The organism is Geminisphaera colitermitum TAV2 (genome assembly GCF_000171235.2).
In the GTDB taxonomy this organism is placed as follows: Bacteria; Verrucomicrobiota; Verrucomicrobiia; order Opitutales; family Opitutaceae; genus Geminisphaera; species Geminisphaera colitermitum.
Map to the genome: position 1 here is coordinate 1 of NZ_ABEA03000164.1, position 20,095 is coordinate 20,095.

Sequence of the window (20,095 nt, forward strand, 5' to 3'; positions counted from 1 at the left end):
GACATTGGATGTTGGATGTTCGACGTTGGATGTTCAGGGCCGCGCCCCCGACGCCCCTTCGCCCATCGCCGCCCCCTTCGCGGCCCTATGGCTGCTGTTCTTCTGCAACATCTTTGTCGGCATCTCGATCATCAGCTTTCAATCCCCGCTCCTGCAGGACCTGCTCCTGCGCAAAACCCCCGACATGGACGCCGCCGCGCTTGCCAGCGCAGGCGCAACGCTCATCGCGTTCGGTGCGATTTTCAACGGACTCGGCCGCTTCCTCTGGGGTGCGGTGTCCGATCGCATCGGCCAGTCCCTCGCCTTCACGCTCATGCTCGGCAGCCAGGTCGTCGTCTTTCTGGCCCTGCCCCGTGCCACCGAACCGTGGATATTTGGCGCACTCGTTTGTTACATCCTCCTCTGTTACGGCGGCGGCTTCGGCACGATCCCCTCCTACGTGCAGGCCCTGTTCGGCGCGAAGCGCATGGCCCTGCTTTACGGAGTGATCCTAACGGCTTGGTCGGCGGCGGGACTGGCGGGCCCCAAGTTCATGGCCTGGCTCCGCGACCACCAACCCGACACCGCCGCGCGCACGGCCTTCCTATTTAGCGCCGCCCTGCTTGCCGCGGGTCTGATCCTGACCCTTCTCCCCGTCCTGCGCACCCGCCGCGACCACACCGACCCCTCTTGAAGGCGGGTTTTTATATCGCCCCATGCGCCCCTGCGGCACCGATTTTTTATCCTTAACGGGCGAGCGGCGCACTGCATGAATCACCCCCTTCATCCTTTATGCACTGCCACCCACTGCTCCCCCCTGTTTTCCTGCTTTCGCTTGGTTTGGCCTCTGCCAGCCTCGCCGCCAACGTGGCTCCCTCCGCACCGAAGAACCCTGCAAGCACCACCGCCTCCTTCGCCGACTTCGACGCCCGCGCGCGCGCCGGTGAACGCCTCAGCGTCGCTTTTCTTGGCGGCAGTCTCACGTGGGGCGCGCAGGCAACCAACCCGCAACTCACCTCCTACCGCGCGCTCACCGCACGCAAATTGGAAGAGACATATCCCGCCGCGCATTTCCGTTTTCATGACGCCGCCATCGGTGGCACCGGATCGCAACTCGCCGCCTTCCGTTTGGAACGCGACGTACTCGCTCACAATCCCGACCTCGTTTTCCTCGATTTCACCATCAACGACAACCCCTACGCCGCCCCCGATCCCAATCGCCTGGCCGCTTACGAAGCGCTGGTTCGCCGGATGGTTTCGCGGGGCATTCCCGTCGTGCAGGCGATCTTCGCGTCGAAAAAAGACGCGTTGCCCTCCCCCCCCCCCCGCCCGCTCGACGCAGCGCATCGTGCCATTGCCAGCGCCTACGGACTTCCCACTGGTGACGCCGTCGCTTTCATGCGCGACCACGTCAACGCCGGACGTGCCACGCCTGACGCGCTCTGGGATGCGCCGCCCGACACCACGCATCCGGGCGACGCCGGTTATGCGCTCTACGCCGAAGCCGTCTGGAACGCCTTTTCCAAGGCCGTCGCCGACCGCCTCGTTTGTCAGGTTCCGGCGCGTATGTTAAATGCGGATACCTATATGGCTGCCGCCCGCATCCGCCTTTCGCAACTCGCTCCGTTCCCCGCCGGCTGGACAGTTGGTCAGCCGTATCGTGGTGCTGTGGCCTACGACTTTGTAATGTCGCGCTGGCTGGACGACGTGAGTATCGCCTGCGGTCCCGAAGCGCGTCCCCTGCGCCTCGCCGTGCGCGGCAGCGACGTGATGCTTTTTGGTGAAGCCACGCCCGCCTCCGGCAGCTACGAGGTGCGCATCGATGGCGCCACTCCGGCCACTTGGAAAGTCACCGCGCCCGGCGGCAACATGCGTTATTTCCAGATCATCGCCAAAAACCTCGATCCGGCGGTCGAGCACATCATCGAGATCATCCCCAAACTCACCGATGCCCAGGAACTCCGCATCGAGAGCATCTGTGTGGCTGGGGCTCCTGCCACTGCCCGCCTCGCCCACTGATTTTTTTGCGACAAAGTTAACGAATAAAAATTCACAACAGAGACGCGGAGACACAAAGATCAAACCGAAGAAAAATGACATTCTCTGAGTTACCTCCTCTGCCTTTGCCGATGTTCTGTGTCTTTGTGTCTCTGTGGTGAATAAATAATTTCCCAGAACTTCCCTTAAAAAAACATGCGCCTGAACACTCATATCCAAAATCTCATTACACGTTGTTTTGCGCTTGATCCGATTCGCGCCGATGTTGAGGCGGCTTTCGTCATGTTGCGCGACTGCTACCGGTCTGGCGGCAAACTTCTGCTTTGCGGGAACGGCGGCAGTGCTTCTGACGCCGAGCATTGGGCGGGTGAGTTATTGAAGGGGTTTGCGCGTTTGCGTCCCTTGCCTGAAGCCGATCAGGCAAAGCTTCCTGCCGAACTTGCCGGAAAGCTGCAGGGTGCGCTCCCGGCGATTCCGCTCACCGGATTTCTTGCGCTGACGACGGCGTTTAACAACGACGTGGACCCGCATCTCACCTATGCGCAACTCGTCTGGGGTCTTGGTCGTCCGGGCGATGTTCTTATCGGGATCAGCACTTCGGGCAACGCCCGCAATGTCTGCGCCGCAATGGAGGCGGCGAAAGCGCGCGGACTAAAACGTCTTGGCCTGACAGGGGGGGGGGGGGGAGACTCGCTGGTTTGACTGACCTTTGTCTGCGCGCACCGGCGAATGAAACGTATCGGATTCAAGAATACCACTTGCCGATTTACCACTGCCTTTGCCTGATGTTGGAAGACGAGTTTTTCGGCGACTAGAGGACTTTCATTTAAACTGTAGCCATTTGATACCTGGTAGGGAGGCCTCTCCGAGGCCTCCGCCGTGCGTAGTGTGATGGTGAATACGAAACTCATAGGTGCTTGGAGCGTGGTTTCGGAGGCCTCGGAGAGGCCTCCCTACCGTTAAGACAATGGCTACAGCGCCGCAGCCCACTCAGTGTTTTTCGCGCAACAACTCGGACACGGCGGTTTGCAGCCAGGCGCGGGCTTCGGCGTCGGTGGCCTCGCCTTGCAGGACGAAAATCACCTGCGCCAGATCGGCGCGACGGCGTCCTTCGGCGACGCGCTCAAGGCGGAAACGCGGCGGGCTCCAGGAACGCGCGCCGACGGTGGCCGGGTCGCGCGTGCGGGGGCGGCCATGAAAGGCGTCCCAGACGCAGAAAAACACATGTTGCGTCGCTCCCGCCGTCGAGAATCGCCAGGCATCAAACACGATCTCGCGCCCACTGTAGGGCTCGACCACGCGCACTTGCTCGGGTCCGTGCTCCAGCCGTGCTCCGATGGCGGGCATGCAGATCGTCGGGTCGTGCAGTTCAGTGACTTCGCCCGCCGCCACGTCGCCTTCCCAGCGAAGGGCGTAGGCCACGGCTGCACCGCCGCGGGGCAAGCCTTCGCGCAGAAGGTATTCTCCACTGGTGAATCCAAGCAGGTCATGCACGCGTGACGGTATTTCGAGGCGTGTCCAGTGGGGGGTGTCAGTCCGCAACTGCCATTGCGCGCCGCCCGCCCGGGCCGCGTGCCGCGCAAACCAAGCTTGCGTGCCCCCTTCCGCCGCGAGGACAAGGGCAACGACACTCGCCGCGAGGCCCGTTGGAAGCGCCGCGAGGGTCGCGGCGCGGGCAGTGTGGACGGCGGGCGTTGCCGGGGATGCCGCCGGTGTCGGCGCGGGTGGCGCGGACGGCGGCGCTGGTATTGGAGCGGAGGATACGCCGCCGGGGTGCGGATGTTTTGCCGCCCGGCTGGCGAGCCATTGCGAAAACGCCACGAGCACGACGAGCGTGGCGATGAGTACGATGAGACCCGCGCGGTCGTGCCAGTGGTGTCCGGCCTCGGCTCCGTGGGCGGCGATTTGCCAGGTGAGGAAAAGGGTGCGGGCAAGGTTGCCGGCAAACGCGGCCAGCAGAGCCACCGCCACCAGACCGAGACGAGGGACGAGGCGGAGCCGGTGCAATTCACCGAAAAACCAGGAAAACATCCACACGGCCTGGAGCGAGCGCAGCCCGGCGCACGCTTCGTCCACACCGACATAGCCGCCGCTGACCGCGATGACGCTCCCCTCGGCCACCGCAGGATGTCCGGCCAGCGAAGTCACCTCGGCGGCGAGTTGGGCGTTGAACACGGACAGCGCGGAAAGCAGCGGCTGGCGCGCCGCCGCCGGCCAGTCGAGTGCGGTGAGCATGAACAGGACCGGGAAGGCGAGGTGCGTTGTCCAAGCGGTGCGTCCCGCCGCGAGTTGAATGAGGGCGAGCGTGGCGACGATGGCGCCAGTGGTGCCGAGCCACTGTGCGGCAGGCCATTGCGGGTTGGCTTCGAGAACGGGAAGCGAGGCGACCAGCGCAATCATCGCGGGCGGGAGGGCGATCCAGGCGAGGATGGAGGCGGCTGCGCCGCCGTCGAGAGCCCGGCAGCGGGAGGTCGAAGGCCCGGTCTGCGCCGCGCGTTCCGGGAGGGCCGAGGCGGGCGGATTTTGGAGGCGTTGCCAGGCGAGCCATGCGGCAAAGACCGGGACGGCCCAGCCGTGGGCGAGTTCAGCCGAGGCGTTCCATGCAGGGTAAAGCCGCCAGCAGAGGGGCAGCCAGAGGGCGGCGAGGACGGTGGCCCAAATCCAAGTGCCGCGACGAGGGGCGGGTGCCGGGTGCTGGTTCATGCGGAGCGAGGCGCGCCCCGGGTGGCGTGTGGTAGTGGCATCGGGGCGGGAATCTAGATGCGAAGGTCGGAAGGTCGAGTCTGCGTCCGTGTTTTCGAGAATTAACCATAGAGGCACTGAGCAACAGAGTTCGTCTAGAGCATTGTCGGTTCAATTTGTCGCAAGATTTAAGAGATCACGCAGAGACGCAGAGAAAACCCATGTTACTAATTATAAGTAAATTAAAAATATTACATTTCCCTTCCTCTGCGTTCTCCGCGCCTCCGCGTGAGACAAAATAAACCGAAAATGCTCTAAAAAGAGCCCGGAGTGGCCGCCGGATCAGCGGGATCGGGATCGAGCCTCAAAAGTGCCGTCGGCGCGTTTGGCGATGAGACGCTTCAACTCCAGCATCATGAGCGTGGAGGAAACGTGATGCGCGGGCAGTCCGGTCTGGGCGGTGAGGGTGTCGATGCCGGGCATTGCGCCGCCCGCAAAACAGGCCAGCAATCGCTGTTCGTCGTCGGTCAGGTCGCCGCCGAAGAGGGTGGAGGAGGGGACGTGCGCCGGCGTGTCTCCGCCGTCGCCGGCGTCGGAGCCTTTTGCCGGGATGGGCTGCGGGCGCATGCCGTCGAGGTAGTTGATCTCGTTCAAGAGATCATCGACGCAGGTGAGGAGCGTGGCTCCGTCGCGGATGAGTTGGTGGCAGCCGGCGCTGCCCGGCTGGTCGATGCGTCCTGGAACTGCGAATACAAGCCGGCCCTGCTCTCCGGCGAAACGTGCGGTTATCATGGAGCCTCCGCTCACGTCGCTTTCCACGACGATGATGGCCGAGCACATGCCGGCGACGATGCGGTTGCGCATGGCGAAGGACTGGCGGTCGGCGCGGCGCGTGAAGGGGAATTCGGAACAAATCGCGCCGCCTTCGTTTTCGATGCGGCGGTAGAGATCGAGGTTTTCGGGCGGGTAAATGATGTCGATGCCCGTGCCGAGGACGGCGGCGGTGGCGCCGTTGACGAGCAACGCGCCTTCGTGCGCGCAGGAGTCGATGCCGCGGGCGAGTCCGCTGACGATGCAGAAGCCGAGGCGGGCGAGTTCGGAGGCGAGTTTTTTGGCGGTGGCCTGTCCGTAGAGCGTGGTGCGGCGGGTGCCGACAATGGCGACGGCAGGACGGTCAAAGGCGTAGTTGCCTTTCTGATACAGGCCGACGGGCGGGCTGGGAATCTCACGCAACAGGGCGGGGTAGCCGGATGCGTTGCGCGGGATGAAACGCACGCCGGACTGGGCCATGCGATCCTCTTCGCGTGCGAGGTCGAAGTGGGCGCGCCAGTTGAGGATGTTGCCGCTGATTCTCGCGCCGACGCCTTTGACCTGTTCGAGTTGCGCGGGCGTGGCGTCGAGGATGGCGCGCGGGTCGCCGCCGAGGGCGTCGAGGAGTCGGTTGGTGGTGATGGGGCCGATGTCGGGCAGAGCGTTGAGGATGAGATACGCCTGGGTTTCGGTAAGCATGGGAGGACAACAAAAAACGAAAGTGAAGGGAGGGGGAACTGAAATTAAAGCCACTATCCGGCTCCAATCAGAAATATCTCACGCGGAGTCGCGGGGGCGCGGAGAAAAGCAAAGGATTCTGGGAGGTTCTAAAAATTGAACAGAAGGTAACGAAGAAAACGAAGACAAACCAATTGAAATGGAATTTCTATTTTTAACAACCTATTGAAAATAAATAAATTAAAACAAATTATGCTCTCTGTCTTTCTCTTCGTTTTCTTGGTTATCTTCTGTGCAAAAATGAATTTTCAGGACCTCCCAGATGTATTCCCTCTGCGCCTCTGCGATATCTCTCTGCCTCTCAGCGTTGCGCCCGTTGCGCCGTGGCGGGAAACCCTGCCTTTTTCCCCGCGCCCCCCGCGTCTCCGCGTGAAATTTTTTGGAAAAAGGAAGGGTTTTGACCCCCTGCAAGCCCCTTTTTTGAAGGTTTTAGACGAAAGTTTTTAATATCTAATGGCCTCAATTTCTCGACTTACGTAATTTTTAAACCCGCCTGATGCTGTATTCATGGATTACGTACATCCCATTAAAAAATACCAGCGAACCATTCACGAAAAACCTCGCATTTACCTCTGATCAAGGCAGGATGTCCGGACACGCGAAAAACACATGACATCCATCACAACAAAACCCTCATTCCTTCCCATTTTGGAGTCATCCATAAATTACGTAACTCAAAAAACGATGGGGGTGGGTCGGGTCTTTGCCCGACTTAATGGGGTCTCCTTTTTTTGCTATCGTCTGCCTCGTTTTAACAAAACAGCCATTCCCGCTTCCGCTTACATGCATCTCTCTTCCCACATGACACCCTTCGCCGCCACGGCCAATAGGATGCAGGGGCTTTGCATTAATAATCTTATTACCCCCCCCCCCCCCCCCCCCCCCCCCCATGCAATAATTTAATTGCATATTTAGCGCAATTAACCTCCCGGCAGTCTGTTGAACCCAACTGGCTGTGCGGATCATTTTCCGGCCCCTTTGTCACTCGTTCCAAAACCTCTGGAGCCCCCGCCCACCTTCCCGGCACATTCCTCCAACCCTTCGGAGCCCTCCGCCCAACTCTTGGAAAAGCCGACAAGGGTTCTGTAACTCATTACGCGCTCCGCGTAACTAATTACGCGACCCTTTCCCCCTTTTCCACACCCTCTGGAACCCCCGACAGACCCCTTGGTACACACCTCGAAATCCGCGGATCAAATTACGCGACTCGCGGATCTAGTTACACGACCCTTGGCGCAAGTTACGCGGAGCGCGGATCAAGTTACGCGCCCTCCAAAACTAGTTACAGAGGCTCCGTAACTCATTCCGCCGCTCACGTAACAAGTTACCGGAGCCTTGTAACTCATTCCCAAGTCCGCGGAACCCGCCGCGCAGACTCTGACAACCCACGCCAGCCCAACCACAACCGCCATTCCGAACTCCGCGCCCTCCGCGCCTCCGCGTGAGACAATATCAATCATCAATTATTAATTCTTAATTATTAATTCTTAATTAATTCACCGCCTGCCATGCCCAACACCAACTACATCCCCCGCACCGACGCCGCCTTCAACGACTGGATACGCTTCCTGTATTCCTACGTCGCAGGCAACGCCGCCCGCCTCGGCGTCAAGCCCGCCGACCTCACCGCCCTCAGCCCTCTGGTCAACAACTGGGGCGACAAATACGAAACCGCCCTCAACCCCGCCAGCCGCACCCCCGCCGCCACTGCGGACAAGAACGCCGCCCGCAAGGCCCTCGAAACCGCCGTGCGCGATTTTGTGAAAGCCAACCTCTCCACTGGCAACAAGGCCGTGACCGATGCCGACCGCGAGAACATGGGCCTGACCATCCCCAAGACCACTCACACTCCCCATCCCGTCGCCACCCGCGCTCCCGGCTGCCGCGTGGACACCTCCCTGATCTCCCACCTCATCATCCACTTCTTTGACCCCGACAACCTCCACCACGCCAAACTGTTCGGTCAGCAAGGCACCGAGATCGCCTGGGGCATCAGCGCCACGCCCGTCACGGCGGCGGAGGACTTGCCGCATTCCAGTTTTGATACTCGCAGCCCCTTCACCCTTGAGTTTAGCGCACACGACCGGGGCAAGACCGTTTACTTCTGCCTTCGCTGGGAAAACACCACCGGCAAAAAAGGCCCTTGGAGCGACATCTTCTCCGCCATCATCCCCTGAGCAGTGAACAGTGGAACAGTGAACAATGAACAGTGAACAACTGATGTTAAGCACGCGGAGTGGCGCGGGCGTCCCGCCCGCAGTAGGGGCGTCGCTTGCGACGCCCGCATTCCGATGTAGCGCAGGCGTCCCGCCTGCAATCCAGCCTGCTGCGCGAAGCGCCGCACTCCATAAAAGTCACCGCGCTTCGCGCAATAGACAAGATGGCAGGCGGGACGCCTGCGCTACGTCAGCATGCGGGCGTCTCGCCCGCGCCACTCCTCCCCCCTCCCTTTGGCCTCATGAGCACGAACAGAACTAACCCACAAAAATAAAATGAAGACATACAGAAAAAGAATAACCGCCGCCTTGCTGGCGACACTGACTGCGCTGGGGGCCGCGACAACGGCCTTCGCCGCAACTCCCGGATCGAGCATCATCGACATGAAGACGGTGAAGATCACGGGCGGCAACGCTGCGGATGGCTCTGCTTACGGCCATAGTAATGCCAACCAGGTCGGCTACGGAGCCGTCCCCTACGATTATTATATCGGGACGTATGAAGTAACGAACGCGCAGTACGCGCAGTTCCTGAATGCGGTGGCGAAGCAGAGCGACACGTATGCGCTGTACAATACGGACATGGCGAGCCGTGGGCTGACGCGCTCGGGATCGGCAGGAAACTGGACGTACACGGCGACGGACCCGAACAAGCCGGTGGCGTATGTGAATTTCTGGGATGCGGCGCGATTCTGCAACTGGCTGACGTCGGGAGATACGGAGACGGGCGTGTATAACCTGGGCGGGGTGAAGAATCCGACCAACAACACGGTAAGCCGGAATGCGGATGCGTGGGCGGCGGGAGGCTGGGCGCTGCCGACAGAGAACGAGTGGTACAAGGCGGCGTATTACAATCCGACGACGGACAGCTATTCGTTGTATGGGACTGGAAAGAACACGATCAGCACCAGCGAGGCGAACTACGCCAGCGGTATGTCTTGGGTGTTTAAGGATGTAGGTAGTTACCTGGCGAACCCGAACGGGGCATTCGATATGGCAGGCAACACCTGGGAACGGAACGAAACTATTGTTTCTACTACTAACCGTGGTCAGCGGGGCGGCACGGCCGGCAACTCCGACACCAATTACCTCGCCTCCTCGTACCGCAACAGCATCTCCCCAGCTACCGATGTCTCTGACATCGGTTTTCGTGTAGCGGTCTCCAGCCTGACGCCCCCGCCGGTGATCGGCAGCTTTACGGTGGAGACCCCGGCAACCCCGACGGCGGCGATCAACGCCGTCTCGCCGACCGGCACCGCGCCGCTCGACTCAACGGTGACATGGACGACGAGCAACGCCGCCACGGTCAGCGTGAGCGGCCCCGACCTCGACTTGCCGGATGCCGAGGCCATCGGCTACCGGCCCGTGACCCTCCCGGCAGGCACGCACACCTACACGGTGACGGCGCAACCGCAAACCAGCGCCACGATCAGCTGGACAACCACCGACGCCACCAATCTCACGCTCGAGACGCCTTCCGGCGACGTGGACGTGACCGGGCAGACGAGCTACACCGCCACGGAATCCGGCACCTACATCTTGAAAGCCTCCAACACGCCTGACGATGTCGTGAGCAGCGCCCCCCTGACGGTGACGCTGCCCGACGTCGCGAGCGACAGCATAACGATCATGGTTGAGCAGCCGTTGCCGACGATCCCGCCGGAGATCGACGACGACAGCGTCGTGGTGATCCCCGATCCCACGACGCCCGGCGGCATCGTGATCGACGGCGGCATCGGCGGCGACCCGGACAACCCGGAGCAGGCGCAGGAGTTGGAAGAAGAAAAAATCTTCCTTGTGACGACGACCAACATCCTGGGCACGTGGAATGCCGCTGACCGCTCAAGTTACACGGTCACGGTTGCTCCTGACGGCAAGAGCTTCACCCTTGCCATTGATCCGACTTCTGACACCGCCCGTTTCTACCGCGTGGCGACCAGCCTCCAGCCGGTCGATATCAGTGGCGCTCCTGGCGCTGACGACACGATTAAATACAACACCGTGCTCTTCGGTAGCTATAAGGTGACGGTGCCGGCCAACGGTGCCGCACTCGTCGGCAACCTCTTGGACAACGGCGGCAGCAACCTTGTCACCAGCCTGTTCGCCGGGGTGCGTGGCAACACCAACATCAATGTCCAGCAACCCGACGGTTCGTTTGCCTTTGTCAGAAAGGCAGCCATCGGCAATTCTTGGACCGGCACGACCAACATCGAACTTCCGATGGGTTACGCCGCGCATGTGACCAACGGAGGAGCGGCTACGACGCTGACCTTCACCGGTATCGTGCCGACAGAAGCCCGAAGCTACGATCTCCGCAACGGAGTCAAGACCCTGCTGGCGTCCACGCTGCCCGTGGAAGCCACCAACCCCGTGGAAATCGGGTACACGCGCACGGCCAACGAGCTTTTCAACTGGTACGATGCCGGAGGCGTACCAGTTATGGGCTCTGTTCCCGCGCTCGGCAGCGGCTGGACCGGCACGCAGCCCGCCTTCGCTATCGGGCAAGGCTTCTATCTCACGCCCAAAAACAACAGGACGTGGGTGCAACCGGGCGTAACCGTAAGCCCCGATAATCTGGCGATTACCCGATAGGTAACCGTCTGTGTAAAACCACAACCAATGTTAGTCTGTATTACGAATATGATATCGAATAAAATGAAAAAGATAATGATCGGAGCGGGAGCCGCCTTGGTTCTCTCGTTTCAGGCACAAGCCGTACCTCTCGGCTTTGGGATAGACGGCGCAGTCAACCTTATCAAGGACGAAGCCGGAAGTCTCCTGTCCGCCTATGACGGATACATCGTCACGTTCTGGTATGGTTCGAGCGCAGGCTCGACGCTGACGATTGCCCATTCCGCGATGAACATTGCGGATTCGGAGTTCGGTGAGGAAACAAAAGGGCTGTTCAACACTGCCGCCTTCTATGTCGATGGCCTGACCAAAGGCGATCCGCTCTACATGGAAGCGCGTATATTCCAGTACACGGTAGGCGAGACGATCGATCTGAGCTATGTGGAAAACCTGAATGCCGAGGATTTCACGAAGCTGGCCGAATACTGGGACCTGATCCAAGGCACGCAGGTGTCACAGGGTGCACTGACCTTCACCGGTCAACTCGACCCGGATGGTCTTGCCACCAATGTCACGTTTGGCCCTGCCGAATACCTGCTCAACGGCGTCAAGGATACGCCTGCTCCCTCAGGAGCGGTGCCGGAGCCTTCGACGTATGCGGTGCTCGCCGGGTTGACGATCATGGTCTATGTGATCGTGCGCCGTCGCCGGTAATATTGCGGAGGGCGGGTTTTTATTGCCAATCCCCGCCAGACGCGGCGCAGCCGCGCCCATCCGGGAAAAACGGAAGGGCGGCGTTGCACGCCGTCGGCGGGTCTCCCGACCTATACGCGCTAACATGTTGTCTTTACATGGGAGGAGGAAACGGGTAGATAGGTGGGATGAAAAAGACATGGATGACGGAAGAGTGGGGGCTGGTGAAGGGGCTGCTGCCGGAAGGGTGGGAGGTGGCGGCCAGGGAGCAAGGAGCGTTCAAGCAGGCCAAGGGGATAAGAACGGCGGAGGAGTTGCTCAGGCTGATATTGATGCACGCTGGGAGCGGGCTGTCGTTGAGGCATGCGGTGGCGAGGGGGGCGGCGGCAGGGTTGCCGGAGGTCTCGGATGTGGCGTTGCTCAAGAGGCTGAGGAACGCGGAGGGTTGGCTGAGGTGGATGAGCGTAAGGTTGCTTGAGCAGCAGGCCGGACAGCCGAGGTGGTCGAGATTGCCGGAAGGGTGGACGGCGGTGGCGGTGGACAGCACGACCATAGAGGAATCCGGAGCAAGCGGAACGGACTGGAGACTGCATTATGCGATCGGACTGCCCAGCCTGTTTTGCGAACAGGCCGAACTGACCGACAACAAGGGGGGCGAAAGTCTGTGCCGTTACAAGGTGCGCAAGGGGGATTTGTTTTTGGGCGACCGGAATTTTTGCCGAGGCCCCGCAGATCAGGCATGTGATGGATCATCAGGGGGCGGTCCTGTTACGCTGGCACAGCACCAGTCTGCCCTTGTTTGACCAGCAGGGGCATGCGCTGGACGTTCCCGCATGGCTGGCCCAGTTGCGTTCCCGTCAGTGCTCCGGACTGCCCGTCTTCCTCAAGGACGGCACCGCCTTGCGCCTGTGCGCCCTTCGCGTCAGCCCACAGGCCGCCCAACGCGAACGAGCCAAAATCAGGCTCAGCGCCAAAAAAAACGGCCGCAAACCCTCCTGCCAGTGCCTGTGCATGGCTGATTACATTGTCGTTGTCACTTCCCTGCCCTCCTCTTGCCTGGACTCCCGCGGCATCCTCCAACTCTACCGCCTGCGCTGGCAGATCGAACTGGCTTTCAAACGCCTCAAATCACTCCTGACACTGGCCACGTCCCAAAAAAGACCCCCTCACGCTCCCGCTCATGGCTCCAAGCCAAATTACTCACCTGCTTGCTCATCGAAAAATCCCTCCTCCAATCAGAGGTTTTTTCCCCCTGGGGATTCATCCTCCCTGACTAACTCCAGATGGACTGAGTTTGTCTTCGCTCGCGATTGTCTCCTCTCTTGTCTGGCCATCCCTCTCTCCCTAAGCCTCTTCCTTCTCTGCGGCCATCGCCTACGCGGTTCCCTCGGCTACCCTCCTCGCAAGCGCATCCCCCACCGTATCCTCATCAAATCTTAACATGTTAGCGCTTATAGGTCGGGAGACCCGCCCTCCATAGGTAATTAACCACGGAGGCAACAGAGGGCCGGGTTGCATAGGAATGCAAATCAAGGTTTCCCTGTCTTCTGGGCCTCGCGTGGTTCCCCTTTATCCCAAGCCAACAAACGAGGAGCAATCCACGGAGCGGGCGGGACGCCCGCGCCACATGTGTAGGGGCTTCGCTTGCGAAGCCCGCGTATGCAGGACGTAGCCTCAAATGGCGTGCGCGGGCGTCGCTTGCGACGCCCCTACAGCGGGCGGGACGCCCGCTCCATAGCGTAGCGCAGGCATCCTGCCTGCCATCTTGTCTATTGCGCGAAGCGCGGTGACTTTTATGGAGTGCGGCGCTTCGCGCAGCAGGCTGGATTGCAGGCGGGACGCCTGCGCTACATCGGAATGCGGGCGTCGCAAGCGACGCCCCTACAGCGGGCGTTTGGCAGAAAAAGCCCGCGCCACTCGGAATATCGGCGGCAGGATGACACCGTTGCTCCTTGGGCGCTCCTTGGGCGTCCGCGTAACATCAGTTACCCAGGTGGGCTTTGGGATAGAATGCCCTTCGCTCGGTACGCGTCTATTCGCGTCCATTCGCGGTTAATTTCCGGCGCAGTTTTCTCAGGACCAATGCGCGCAGTTCCTCGCGGCCCTCGATTTTGAGTATCCATATAATGGATGCGTAAAGCGTCACGCCCAGCGCCACGCCCCCCAGCACGCCCGCGACGTCGAACCAGCGTGCCCCCCCCCCTCCCCATGCACCGCGTATCCACGCTTGCAATACGCTCCATGATCCCCACACGACCGCGCCCATTGCGGCGCTGGCGGCGGTGATGCGCAGCACGTCGCGCAGCAGGTGACGGAAGGCGAGCGCGGCGTTGGAACGGGCGAGGTGCGTTTGCAGATAAACCGCCTGCACCACGATCGCGAGGCTGCCGGCCAGGGCGAGTCCGACGGTGGAGAAGAGCCGCATGAGCACGAGGCTCGCCGCGACATTGACGACAAAACTCCATAGCGCGGCCCGCACCGGAGTTTTGGTGTCTTTGCGCGCGTAAAAGGCGCGCAGGGCGAGGTTGGTGAACGAGAAAAACGGGAGCCCCAGCGCGCTCGCCGCGAGCACGGGTGTCATCAGCGCGGAGTCGCTTGCGGTGAACGCGCCGCGTTGGAACAGCAGGCGCACGATGGGCTCCGCGAGCGCCATCATGCCGGCGGCGGCGGGCAGGTTGATGAGCAGGATAAGGCGCATGCCCTTGCGATAGTCCGCGGCCAGTCCGGCCATGTCCCCGGCGGCGGCATGACGCGAGATGAGCGGGAAAATCACCGTTGAGACGGCCACCGCAAACACCCCGATGGGCAACTCCATGAGACGCGTGGAGAGGTTGAGCACGGCGGCGGCGGAGTCGTTGAGCGAGAGTCCAATGACGCGCGACACCGCCATATTGATCAGATAGATTGCCGAGCCGAAGAGCGTGGGGACCATCAGGCGCATGATCTGCCGCACGTTGTCGTCGCGTCGCAGGTCGAAGCGCGGTCGCCAGCCCTCGCGCATGAGGGCGAGCGCGGGCACGAGCATTTGCAGGAATCCGCCCGCCAGCACACCCGCGCATAACCAGTGCATGCGACCCATGTCCGACTGCGCCCAGCCCAGCCAGGCCGCGCCGCCGAGCAGGCCGATCATTGAGAGGTTGAGCCACACGGGCGAGAGCGCGGGTTCGAGAAATCGGTCAAATGTCTGCAACGCCGCGCTGAACGCCGCCGACAGACACACGAACACGAGATACGGAAACAGGATCACGGTCAGTCCCGCCGCCGTTTCCCAGCGTGCGACAGTCTCGGGCGCGAATCCCCAAAGTCCCCCCCCCCCCCCTCCGCTTGCGTTTACGACATGCGCCACCGTGCCGCTGCCATCGCCATGCGTGGCGGTGAAAGCGATCGTGATGCCGAGCATGGCCAGAACGACGATCCCGCCGGTCACAACGAGCAGCCAGCTGGCGACTTTGTTGACCAGTTGCAACGCGCTGTGGCGGTCGCCGCGCTTCAATTCATCGTGGAGGGTCGGCACCAGCGCGGCGGTCAGGGCGCCTTCGCCGAGAAGGCGGCGGAAAAGATTGGGCAGCGTAAATGCCGTGACGAAGGCCGAGTTGAGCGCGCTCGCGCCGAAGACCGCGGTGGTGATTATGTCGCGCGCGAGCCCCAGGACACGCGACCCCAAGGTCACGCCGGAGACGATTCCGATGTTTTTAAGATGATGGTGCTGACGCGGCTGTTGCGACACGGCGCGCACTCTCCGCCGCTCCGCCGCCCGCCGTCCAACTCAAAAGCAGTTCGCAATTCTCTTTGATTTCAGTGAGTTTCCCTGCTTGCCAGCGATTCCCGCACGTCACAAGGTTCGCGCCTTTCAGAAGCATTTTCCCCCCTATGCCCAAGTTTACCTACACCGCCATTGACGCAGCGACCGGCAAAGACCGCAAAGGAGTGATCGAAGCCGCCAGCTCCGAACAAGCCACCATCGAGTTAAAGGCCAAGGGCTTGCTCCCGACCCAGATCATGGGTGAAGGCAATGCAGGCGCATTCAAATTGGGGCCTAAAAAGACCACCAAGCACAACGCCGGCTCCGGGGCGGACGTTAAATCCTGGCTCAACGTCGGCGGCGCGGCCCAGGGCGGGAAGAAAAAGAAACAAGCCTTCGTCATCGGCAAAATCATCAATCAAAAAGGCCTCACCCTCTTCACCCGCCAGCTCGCCACCCTCATCAACGCCGGCATGCCCATCCTCCGCAGCTTGGAAACACTGGCCCGGCAGGAAAAAAACATCCCCTTCAAAAACGTCGTCGAAGACGTCGCCGAAACCATCCGCTCCGGCGGCACCTTCTCCGACGGACTCCTGCAAAACCCCAAAGTATTCGACCGTCTCTACGTCAACATGGTCAAAGCCGGTGAAGCCGGCGGCGTGCTCGGCACCGTCCTCGACCGCCTCGCCAAGTTCATGGAAAAAGCCATGAAAATTAAGGGCAAGGTGAAGTCCGCCATGACATACCCGATCATCATTCTCTTCGTGGCCGTGGCCATCGTCTCGGCCCTCATGGTGTTCGTTATTCCCAAGTTCCAGGAAATCTTCGACGGACTCCTCAAAGGCCAGCCCCTGCCCGACATCACCCGCCTCGTGCTCGGCGTCAGTAATTTCGTCAAAGACCACTTCATCATCACGCTCATCCTCGTGATCGGCGGCTGGATCGGCTTCAAAATGTTCAAGAAGACGAAATTTGGCATCAGCCTCATCGACAAAATTCTCATCAAAACCCCCGCCGTCGGCCCCCTCTTCCTCAAAGCCTCCGTGGGCCGCTTCACCCGCACCCTTGGCACCCTCCTCTCCTCCGGCGTTCCCATCCTGCAAGCCCTCCTCATCACACGCGACACCTCGGGCAATGTTCACGTTGCCAACGCTCTCAACGCCGTTCACGACCGCGTGAAGGAAGGCGACAGCGTTGGAAAACCCCTCGAAGCCACCCGCATCTTCCCGACCATGGTCAGCTCCATGGTGGAAGTCGGCGAGGAAACCGGCGCGCTCCCCGACATGCTCAACCGTATTGCTGACGTGTATGACGACGAAGTGGACAACGCCGTCGCCTCCGTCACCTCGATCATCGAACCCGTCATGATCGTATTTCTGGCTGTGATCGTCGGCACCATCGTCATCGCGATGTTCATGCCGCTGATTAAGATCATCCAGAGCCTCAGCTAGCGCCGTTGAAAGTCGTCCTCGCTGAAAAACCCTCGGTCGCCCGCGACATTGCGAAACACCTCGGCGCCACCAAACGTGGCGTCGGTTTTCTCGAAGGCAACGGCTGGGCCGTCACCTGGGCCTTCGGGCACATGGTCGAGTTGCAGGAACCCGAGGACTACAAGCCCGAGTGGAAAGCGTGGCGACTCTCCACGCTGCCCATCATCCCCGCCGACTTTGCCCTCCGCCCCCGCGCCTCCGACCCCGACGGCACCGCGCGCGCACAACTCGAAACGATCAAAAAACTCTTCCTCGACGCCGACGAAATCATCTGCGCCACGGACGCCGGACGCGAAGGCGAATTGATTTTCCGCTACATCTACACCTGGACCGGCTGCGAAGCCCTCCCCCCCCCCCTCGCCAAACCCGTCCGCCGCCTCTGGATCAGTTCCCTCACCAACGAAGCCATCGAAAAAGGCTTCCAAAACCTCGCCCCCGGCTCCGACTACGACCGCCTTTACCACGCCGCCCGCTGCCGCAGCGAAGCCGACTGGATTGTGGGCCTCAACGCCACCCGCTTCTTCACCGTCGAATACGGACGCCGCAACCTCCTCCTCAGCCTTGGCCGCGTGCAGACGCCCATCCTCGCCATGATCGTCGGACGCGACCTCGACGTGGAGCACTTCAAACCGGAGGATTTTTGGGAAGTTCACACCCTCTGCCGCAGCGCCACCTTCAAGCACACCGCTGGCAAATTCACCGTGCAGACCGAGGCGCAGGCCATCGTGGACCGCATCACCGGCCACGAACTCGTCATCAAGAACGTCACGAAGAAAAACGCGCTCACGCATCCGCCGCTCCTCTACGATCTCACCGGCCTCCAGCGCGACATGAACAAACGCCACGGCCTCACCGCCGACCAGACGCTGCGCCTCGCCCAGTCCCTCTACGAAAGCAAGCACCTCACCTACCCGCGCACCGACAGCTGTTACCTCAGCACCGACATCCAGCCCACCATCGGCCCGCTGCTCGACCGCCTGCGCGCGCTCAAACCCGCCGAGATCGGAAAATTGGATACAGGCGCGCTTGCCTTTTCCAAACGCATCATCGACGACAAAAAAGTCTCCGACCACCACGCCATCATCCCGACCAACGTCCTCGGCGGCGACCTCACGGGCGACGAAGCCAAGGTTTACGACGCGGTCCTCACGCGCCTCATCGCCGTGTTTTATCCACCCTGTATCAAAGCCGTCACTACGGTTGAGGCGGAGTCGGCGGGCGAACCCTTTCGCGCTCGGGGCACCGTCCTTGTCGATCCCGGATGGCAGGCTCTTTATGGTGGCGACGTGTCCGATGACGACGCCGGCACCGGCACCAAGGCTAAAAAAGCAAGCAAGAACGCCGCCAAAAAAGACGCGGACGAAAACGAGTCCGGCGAGAGCGATGCGAAAGATTCTGACGCCGCGGATTCCGCCCAGCAGTTGCCCGATTTTCAGGAAGGCGAGCGCAACCCGCACGAGCCGAGCCTGCCGCAATTCAAGACTTCCGCGCCCAAGCGTTTCAACGAAGCCAGTCTTCTCCAGTTGATGGAAACGGCGGGCAAAATCGTGACTGACGAAACCCTCAAAGAAGCGCTCAAGGACAAAGGCGTTGGCACGCCCGCCACGCGCGCCGCCATCATCGAAGTGCTCATCACGCGCGGCTACGTGGAGCGCAAAAAGAAAAATCTCATCAGCACCGATTCAGGCCGCGCGCTCATTTCGCTCGTGCAGGACGAACGCCTCAAATCTCCCGAACTCACTGGCGATTGGGAATACCGTCTCCGCCAGATCGAACGCGGCGAATACGAACCGCGTGTGTTCATGAGCGAGGTCGAAGCCTACACGCGCGAGATTCTCAAAAACCGGGCCGAGCAAACCATCAATCTCTCCAACCTCGGTCCTTGTCCCGCGTGCCACGCCCCCGTCATGCGCGGACGCACCGGCTACGGTTGCTCGCAATGGCGCGGCGGCTGCAAGTTTGTGCTCCCCGGCGACTATCTCGGCCTGACGATTACGCCTGTGTTGGCGCGCGAAATTCTCATCCACAAACACACCCTCGCCCCGCAGCCTGTCGTCATAAAACAAAGCCCCTGTCTCGCCACGCTCCGCCTCGACAAAAAAGGCGCGCTCACGCACGACGTCGTGCAGCAGGTCAACAAAGCAGGGGAGGGGAGCGACACCCTCGGACGCTGCCCGGCGTGCGGCGGCGACATCGTCGCCGGTGTCAAAGCCTACGGTTGTTCCAACTGGCGCAACGGCTGTCGGTTCGTCGTGTGGAAGACGATTGCGCAAAAGGAGATCACGCCCGACATCGTGCAAAAACTTCTGCAAGACGGCGTCACCGACACCCTGGCCGGCTTCACCTCCAAGGCCGGGAAGCCCTTCGACGCGAAACTCAAGGTGATCGCCGGCGAGGTGAAATTTGATTTTGGGACGTGAGCCGCCCGGTCATTGCCGCACATCGCCCAGCACCGCCCGGGAGAGCATCCGGTGGGCGAACTGACGGCTGACGCGCAACTCCACGTTTTTTTCGAACAGCGTCACGACCGCCCCATGTCCCTGCCTCCGCACACAATCCACGGCATCAATGTTCACCAGCGTGCCGCGATGAATCTGCACGAACTGGCAGGGATCGAGTTGCGAACGCAGTTCGGAGAGCGAGGACCGCATCATGCCACGCCTGTCCCGGCCCTCCACGAGCAGGTAGTTGCCCGCGGTCTGGAAAAAGAGAACATCCATCGGACGGATAAAAAAATGCTCATTCCCGCCCGACGACACGACGCGCAGCAATCGGGGGAAATCGACGGCCTGATGACGCTGTCTGGGACAGGAAAAACAGAAATAGGGTTTGAGCCGGTTGATGGTCCGCGTCAGCCGCTCCTCGGTCAACGGCTTCAATAGATAATCGATCGCCCCCAGCTCAAAGGCCGCAACGGCGTATTCATCGTAGGCCGTGACAAAGACCACATGCGTGCCGGTGGCGCGCCAGCCCACCTCGATGCCGTTGAGACCCGGCATGCGCACGTCGAGAAAGGCGAGATCGGGGCGGAGCCGCGCCACGGCCTCGACCGCCGCGTGTCCGTCGTGGACGACGTCCGCTATCTCGACGGCCGGCCAGGCGGCGCGGATCATGGAAGCAAGGTGCGCGGCGAGATAGGGTTCGTCGTCCGCAATGATTGCCCGGATTTTCATGGA

At 61.2% G+C, this 20,095-nt stretch carries 15 protein-coding genes and 1 pseudogene; 11 read left to right on the plus strand and 5 right to left on the minus strand.

Annotated features, from left to right (window positions below):
- The 3 genes and pseudogenes from OBACDRAFT_RS18470 to OBACDRAFT_RS18480 form a co-directional block, all read left to right on the plus strand.
- A partial coding sequence (locus tag OBACDRAFT_RS18470) for an MFS transporter (RefSeq protein ID WP_157837174.1) occupies positions 1 to 673 on the plus strand: 673 nt, incomplete at its 5' end.
- A 98-nt stretch (positions 674 to 771) separates the two neighbouring features.
- Positions 772 to 1,998, plus strand: a complete 1,227-nt coding sequence (locus OBACDRAFT_RS18475; protein ID WP_052362233.1) for an SGNH/GDSL hydrolase family protein — start codon at positions 772 to 774, stop codon at positions 1,996 to 1,998.
- 174 nt (positions 1,999 to 2,172) lie between these two features.
- Positions 2,173 to 2,792 (plus strand): annotated as a pseudogene (locus tag OBACDRAFT_RS18480) (D-sedoheptulose-7-phosphate isomerase).
- Between the two features lie 175 nt (positions 2,793 to 2,967).
- Here the strand turns inward: OBACDRAFT_RS18480 and OBACDRAFT_RS25755 are convergent.
- Positions 2,968 to 4,680: an exosortase/archaeosortase family protein gene (locus tag OBACDRAFT_RS25755; protein WP_052362234.1), complete on the minus strand. Its 1,713-nt coding sequence runs from the start codon at positions 4,678 to 4,680 to the stop codon at positions 2,968 to 2,970.
- Positions 4,681 to 5,001: 321 nt separating this feature from the next.
- Positions 5,002 to 6,168: a DNA-processing protein DprA gene (gene dprA, locus OBACDRAFT_RS18490; protein WP_043588181.1), complete on the minus strand. Its 1,167-nt coding sequence runs from the start codon at positions 6,166 to 6,168 to the stop codon at positions 5,002 to 5,004.
- Between the two features lie 1,547 nt (positions 6,169 to 7,715).
- Here dprA and OBACDRAFT_RS18500 point away from each other — a divergent pair.
- The 6 genes from OBACDRAFT_RS18500 to OBACDRAFT_RS18520 all read left to right on the plus strand — a co-directional run bounded on the left by OBACDRAFT_RS18500 (position 7,716) and on the right by OBACDRAFT_RS18520 (position 13,127).
- Entirely contained in the window at positions 7,716 to 8,384 is a 669-nt protein-coding gene (locus OBACDRAFT_RS18500) for a hypothetical protein (protein ID WP_043588185.1), read from the plus strand.
- A gap of 95 nt (positions 8,385 to 8,479) precedes the next feature.
- Positions 8,480 to 8,698, plus strand: coding sequence for a hypothetical protein (locus tag OBACDRAFT_RS28490; protein ID WP_157837175.1), 219 nt, complete (start codon positions 8,480 to 8,482; stop codon positions 8,696 to 8,698).
- Between the two features lies 1 nt (position 8,699).
- Positions 8,700 to 11,015 (plus strand): SUMF1/EgtB/PvdO family nonheme iron enzyme, encoded by a 2,316-nt coding sequence (locus tag OBACDRAFT_RS26935; protein ID WP_081722190.1) that lies wholly within the window; start codon positions 8,700 to 8,702, stop codon positions 11,013 to 11,015.
- Positions 11,016 to 11,078: 63 nt separating this feature from the next.
- The gene (locus tag OBACDRAFT_RS18510; RefSeq protein ID WP_157837176.1) at positions 11,079 to 11,708 is read left to right on the plus strand and encodes a putative globular PEP-CTERM protein; all 630 of its coding nucleotides are present in this window, start codon (positions 11,079 to 11,081) and stop codon (positions 11,706 to 11,708) included.
- Between the two features lie 167 nt (positions 11,709 to 11,875).
- Positions 11,876 to 12,490, plus strand: coding sequence for a hypothetical protein (locus OBACDRAFT_RS28495; protein ID WP_157837177.1), 615 nt, complete (start codon positions 11,876 to 11,878; stop codon positions 12,488 to 12,490).
- The gene (locus tag OBACDRAFT_RS18520) at positions 12,483 to 13,127 is read left to right on the plus strand and encodes a transposase (protein ID WP_157837178.1); all 645 of its coding nucleotides are present in this window, start codon (positions 12,483 to 12,485) and stop codon (positions 13,125 to 13,127) included. The genes OBACDRAFT_RS28495 and OBACDRAFT_RS18520 overlap by 8 nt, the downstream gene beginning before the upstream one ends.
- A 234-nt stretch (positions 13,128 to 13,361) precedes the next feature.
- On the opposite strand, the gene OBACDRAFT_RS28500 is transcribed toward OBACDRAFT_RS18520, so the two are convergent.
- Both OBACDRAFT_RS28500 and murJ read right to left on the minus strand, forming a co-directional pair.
- Positions 13,362 to 13,559 carry a hypothetical protein gene (locus tag OBACDRAFT_RS28500; protein WP_157837179.1) on the minus strand — a complete coding sequence of 66 codons (198 nt, stop codon included), beginning with the start codon at positions 13,557 to 13,559 and terminating at the stop codon, positions 13,362 to 13,364.
- A gap of 160 nt (positions 13,560 to 13,719) precedes the next feature.
- A complete protein-coding gene (gene murJ / locus OBACDRAFT_RS18525) occupies positions 13,720 to 15,414 on the minus strand; it encodes a murein biosynthesis integral membrane protein MurJ (RefSeq protein ID WP_043588231.1) in 1,695 nt (564 codons plus the stop codon).
- A gap of 143 nt (positions 15,415 to 15,557) precedes the next feature.
- Here murJ and OBACDRAFT_RS18530 point away from each other — a divergent pair, with 143 nt between their 5' ends.
- Together OBACDRAFT_RS18530 and OBACDRAFT_RS18535 are read left to right on the plus strand one after the other, a co-directional pair.
- The gene (locus tag OBACDRAFT_RS18530; RefSeq protein ID WP_043588191.1) at positions 15,558 to 16,880 is read left to right on the plus strand and encodes a type II secretion system F family protein; all 1,323 of its coding nucleotides are present in this window, start codon (positions 15,558 to 15,560) and stop codon (positions 16,878 to 16,880) included.
- Between the two features lie 5 nt (positions 16,881 to 16,885).
- Entirely contained in the window at positions 16,886 to 19,339 is a 2,454-nt protein-coding gene (locus tag OBACDRAFT_RS18535; RefSeq protein WP_043588193.1) for a DNA topoisomerase 3, read from the plus strand.
- A gap of 9 nt (positions 19,340 to 19,348) precedes the next feature.
- Here the strand turns inward: OBACDRAFT_RS18535 and OBACDRAFT_RS18540 are convergent, their stop codons facing one another.
- The gene (locus OBACDRAFT_RS18540) at positions 19,349 to 20,092 is read right to left on the minus strand and encodes a LytR/AlgR family response regulator transcription factor (protein WP_043588195.1); all 744 of its coding nucleotides are present in this window, start codon (positions 20,090 to 20,092) and stop codon (positions 19,349 to 19,351) included.
- Positions 20,093 to 20,095 lie beyond the last annotated feature (3 nt).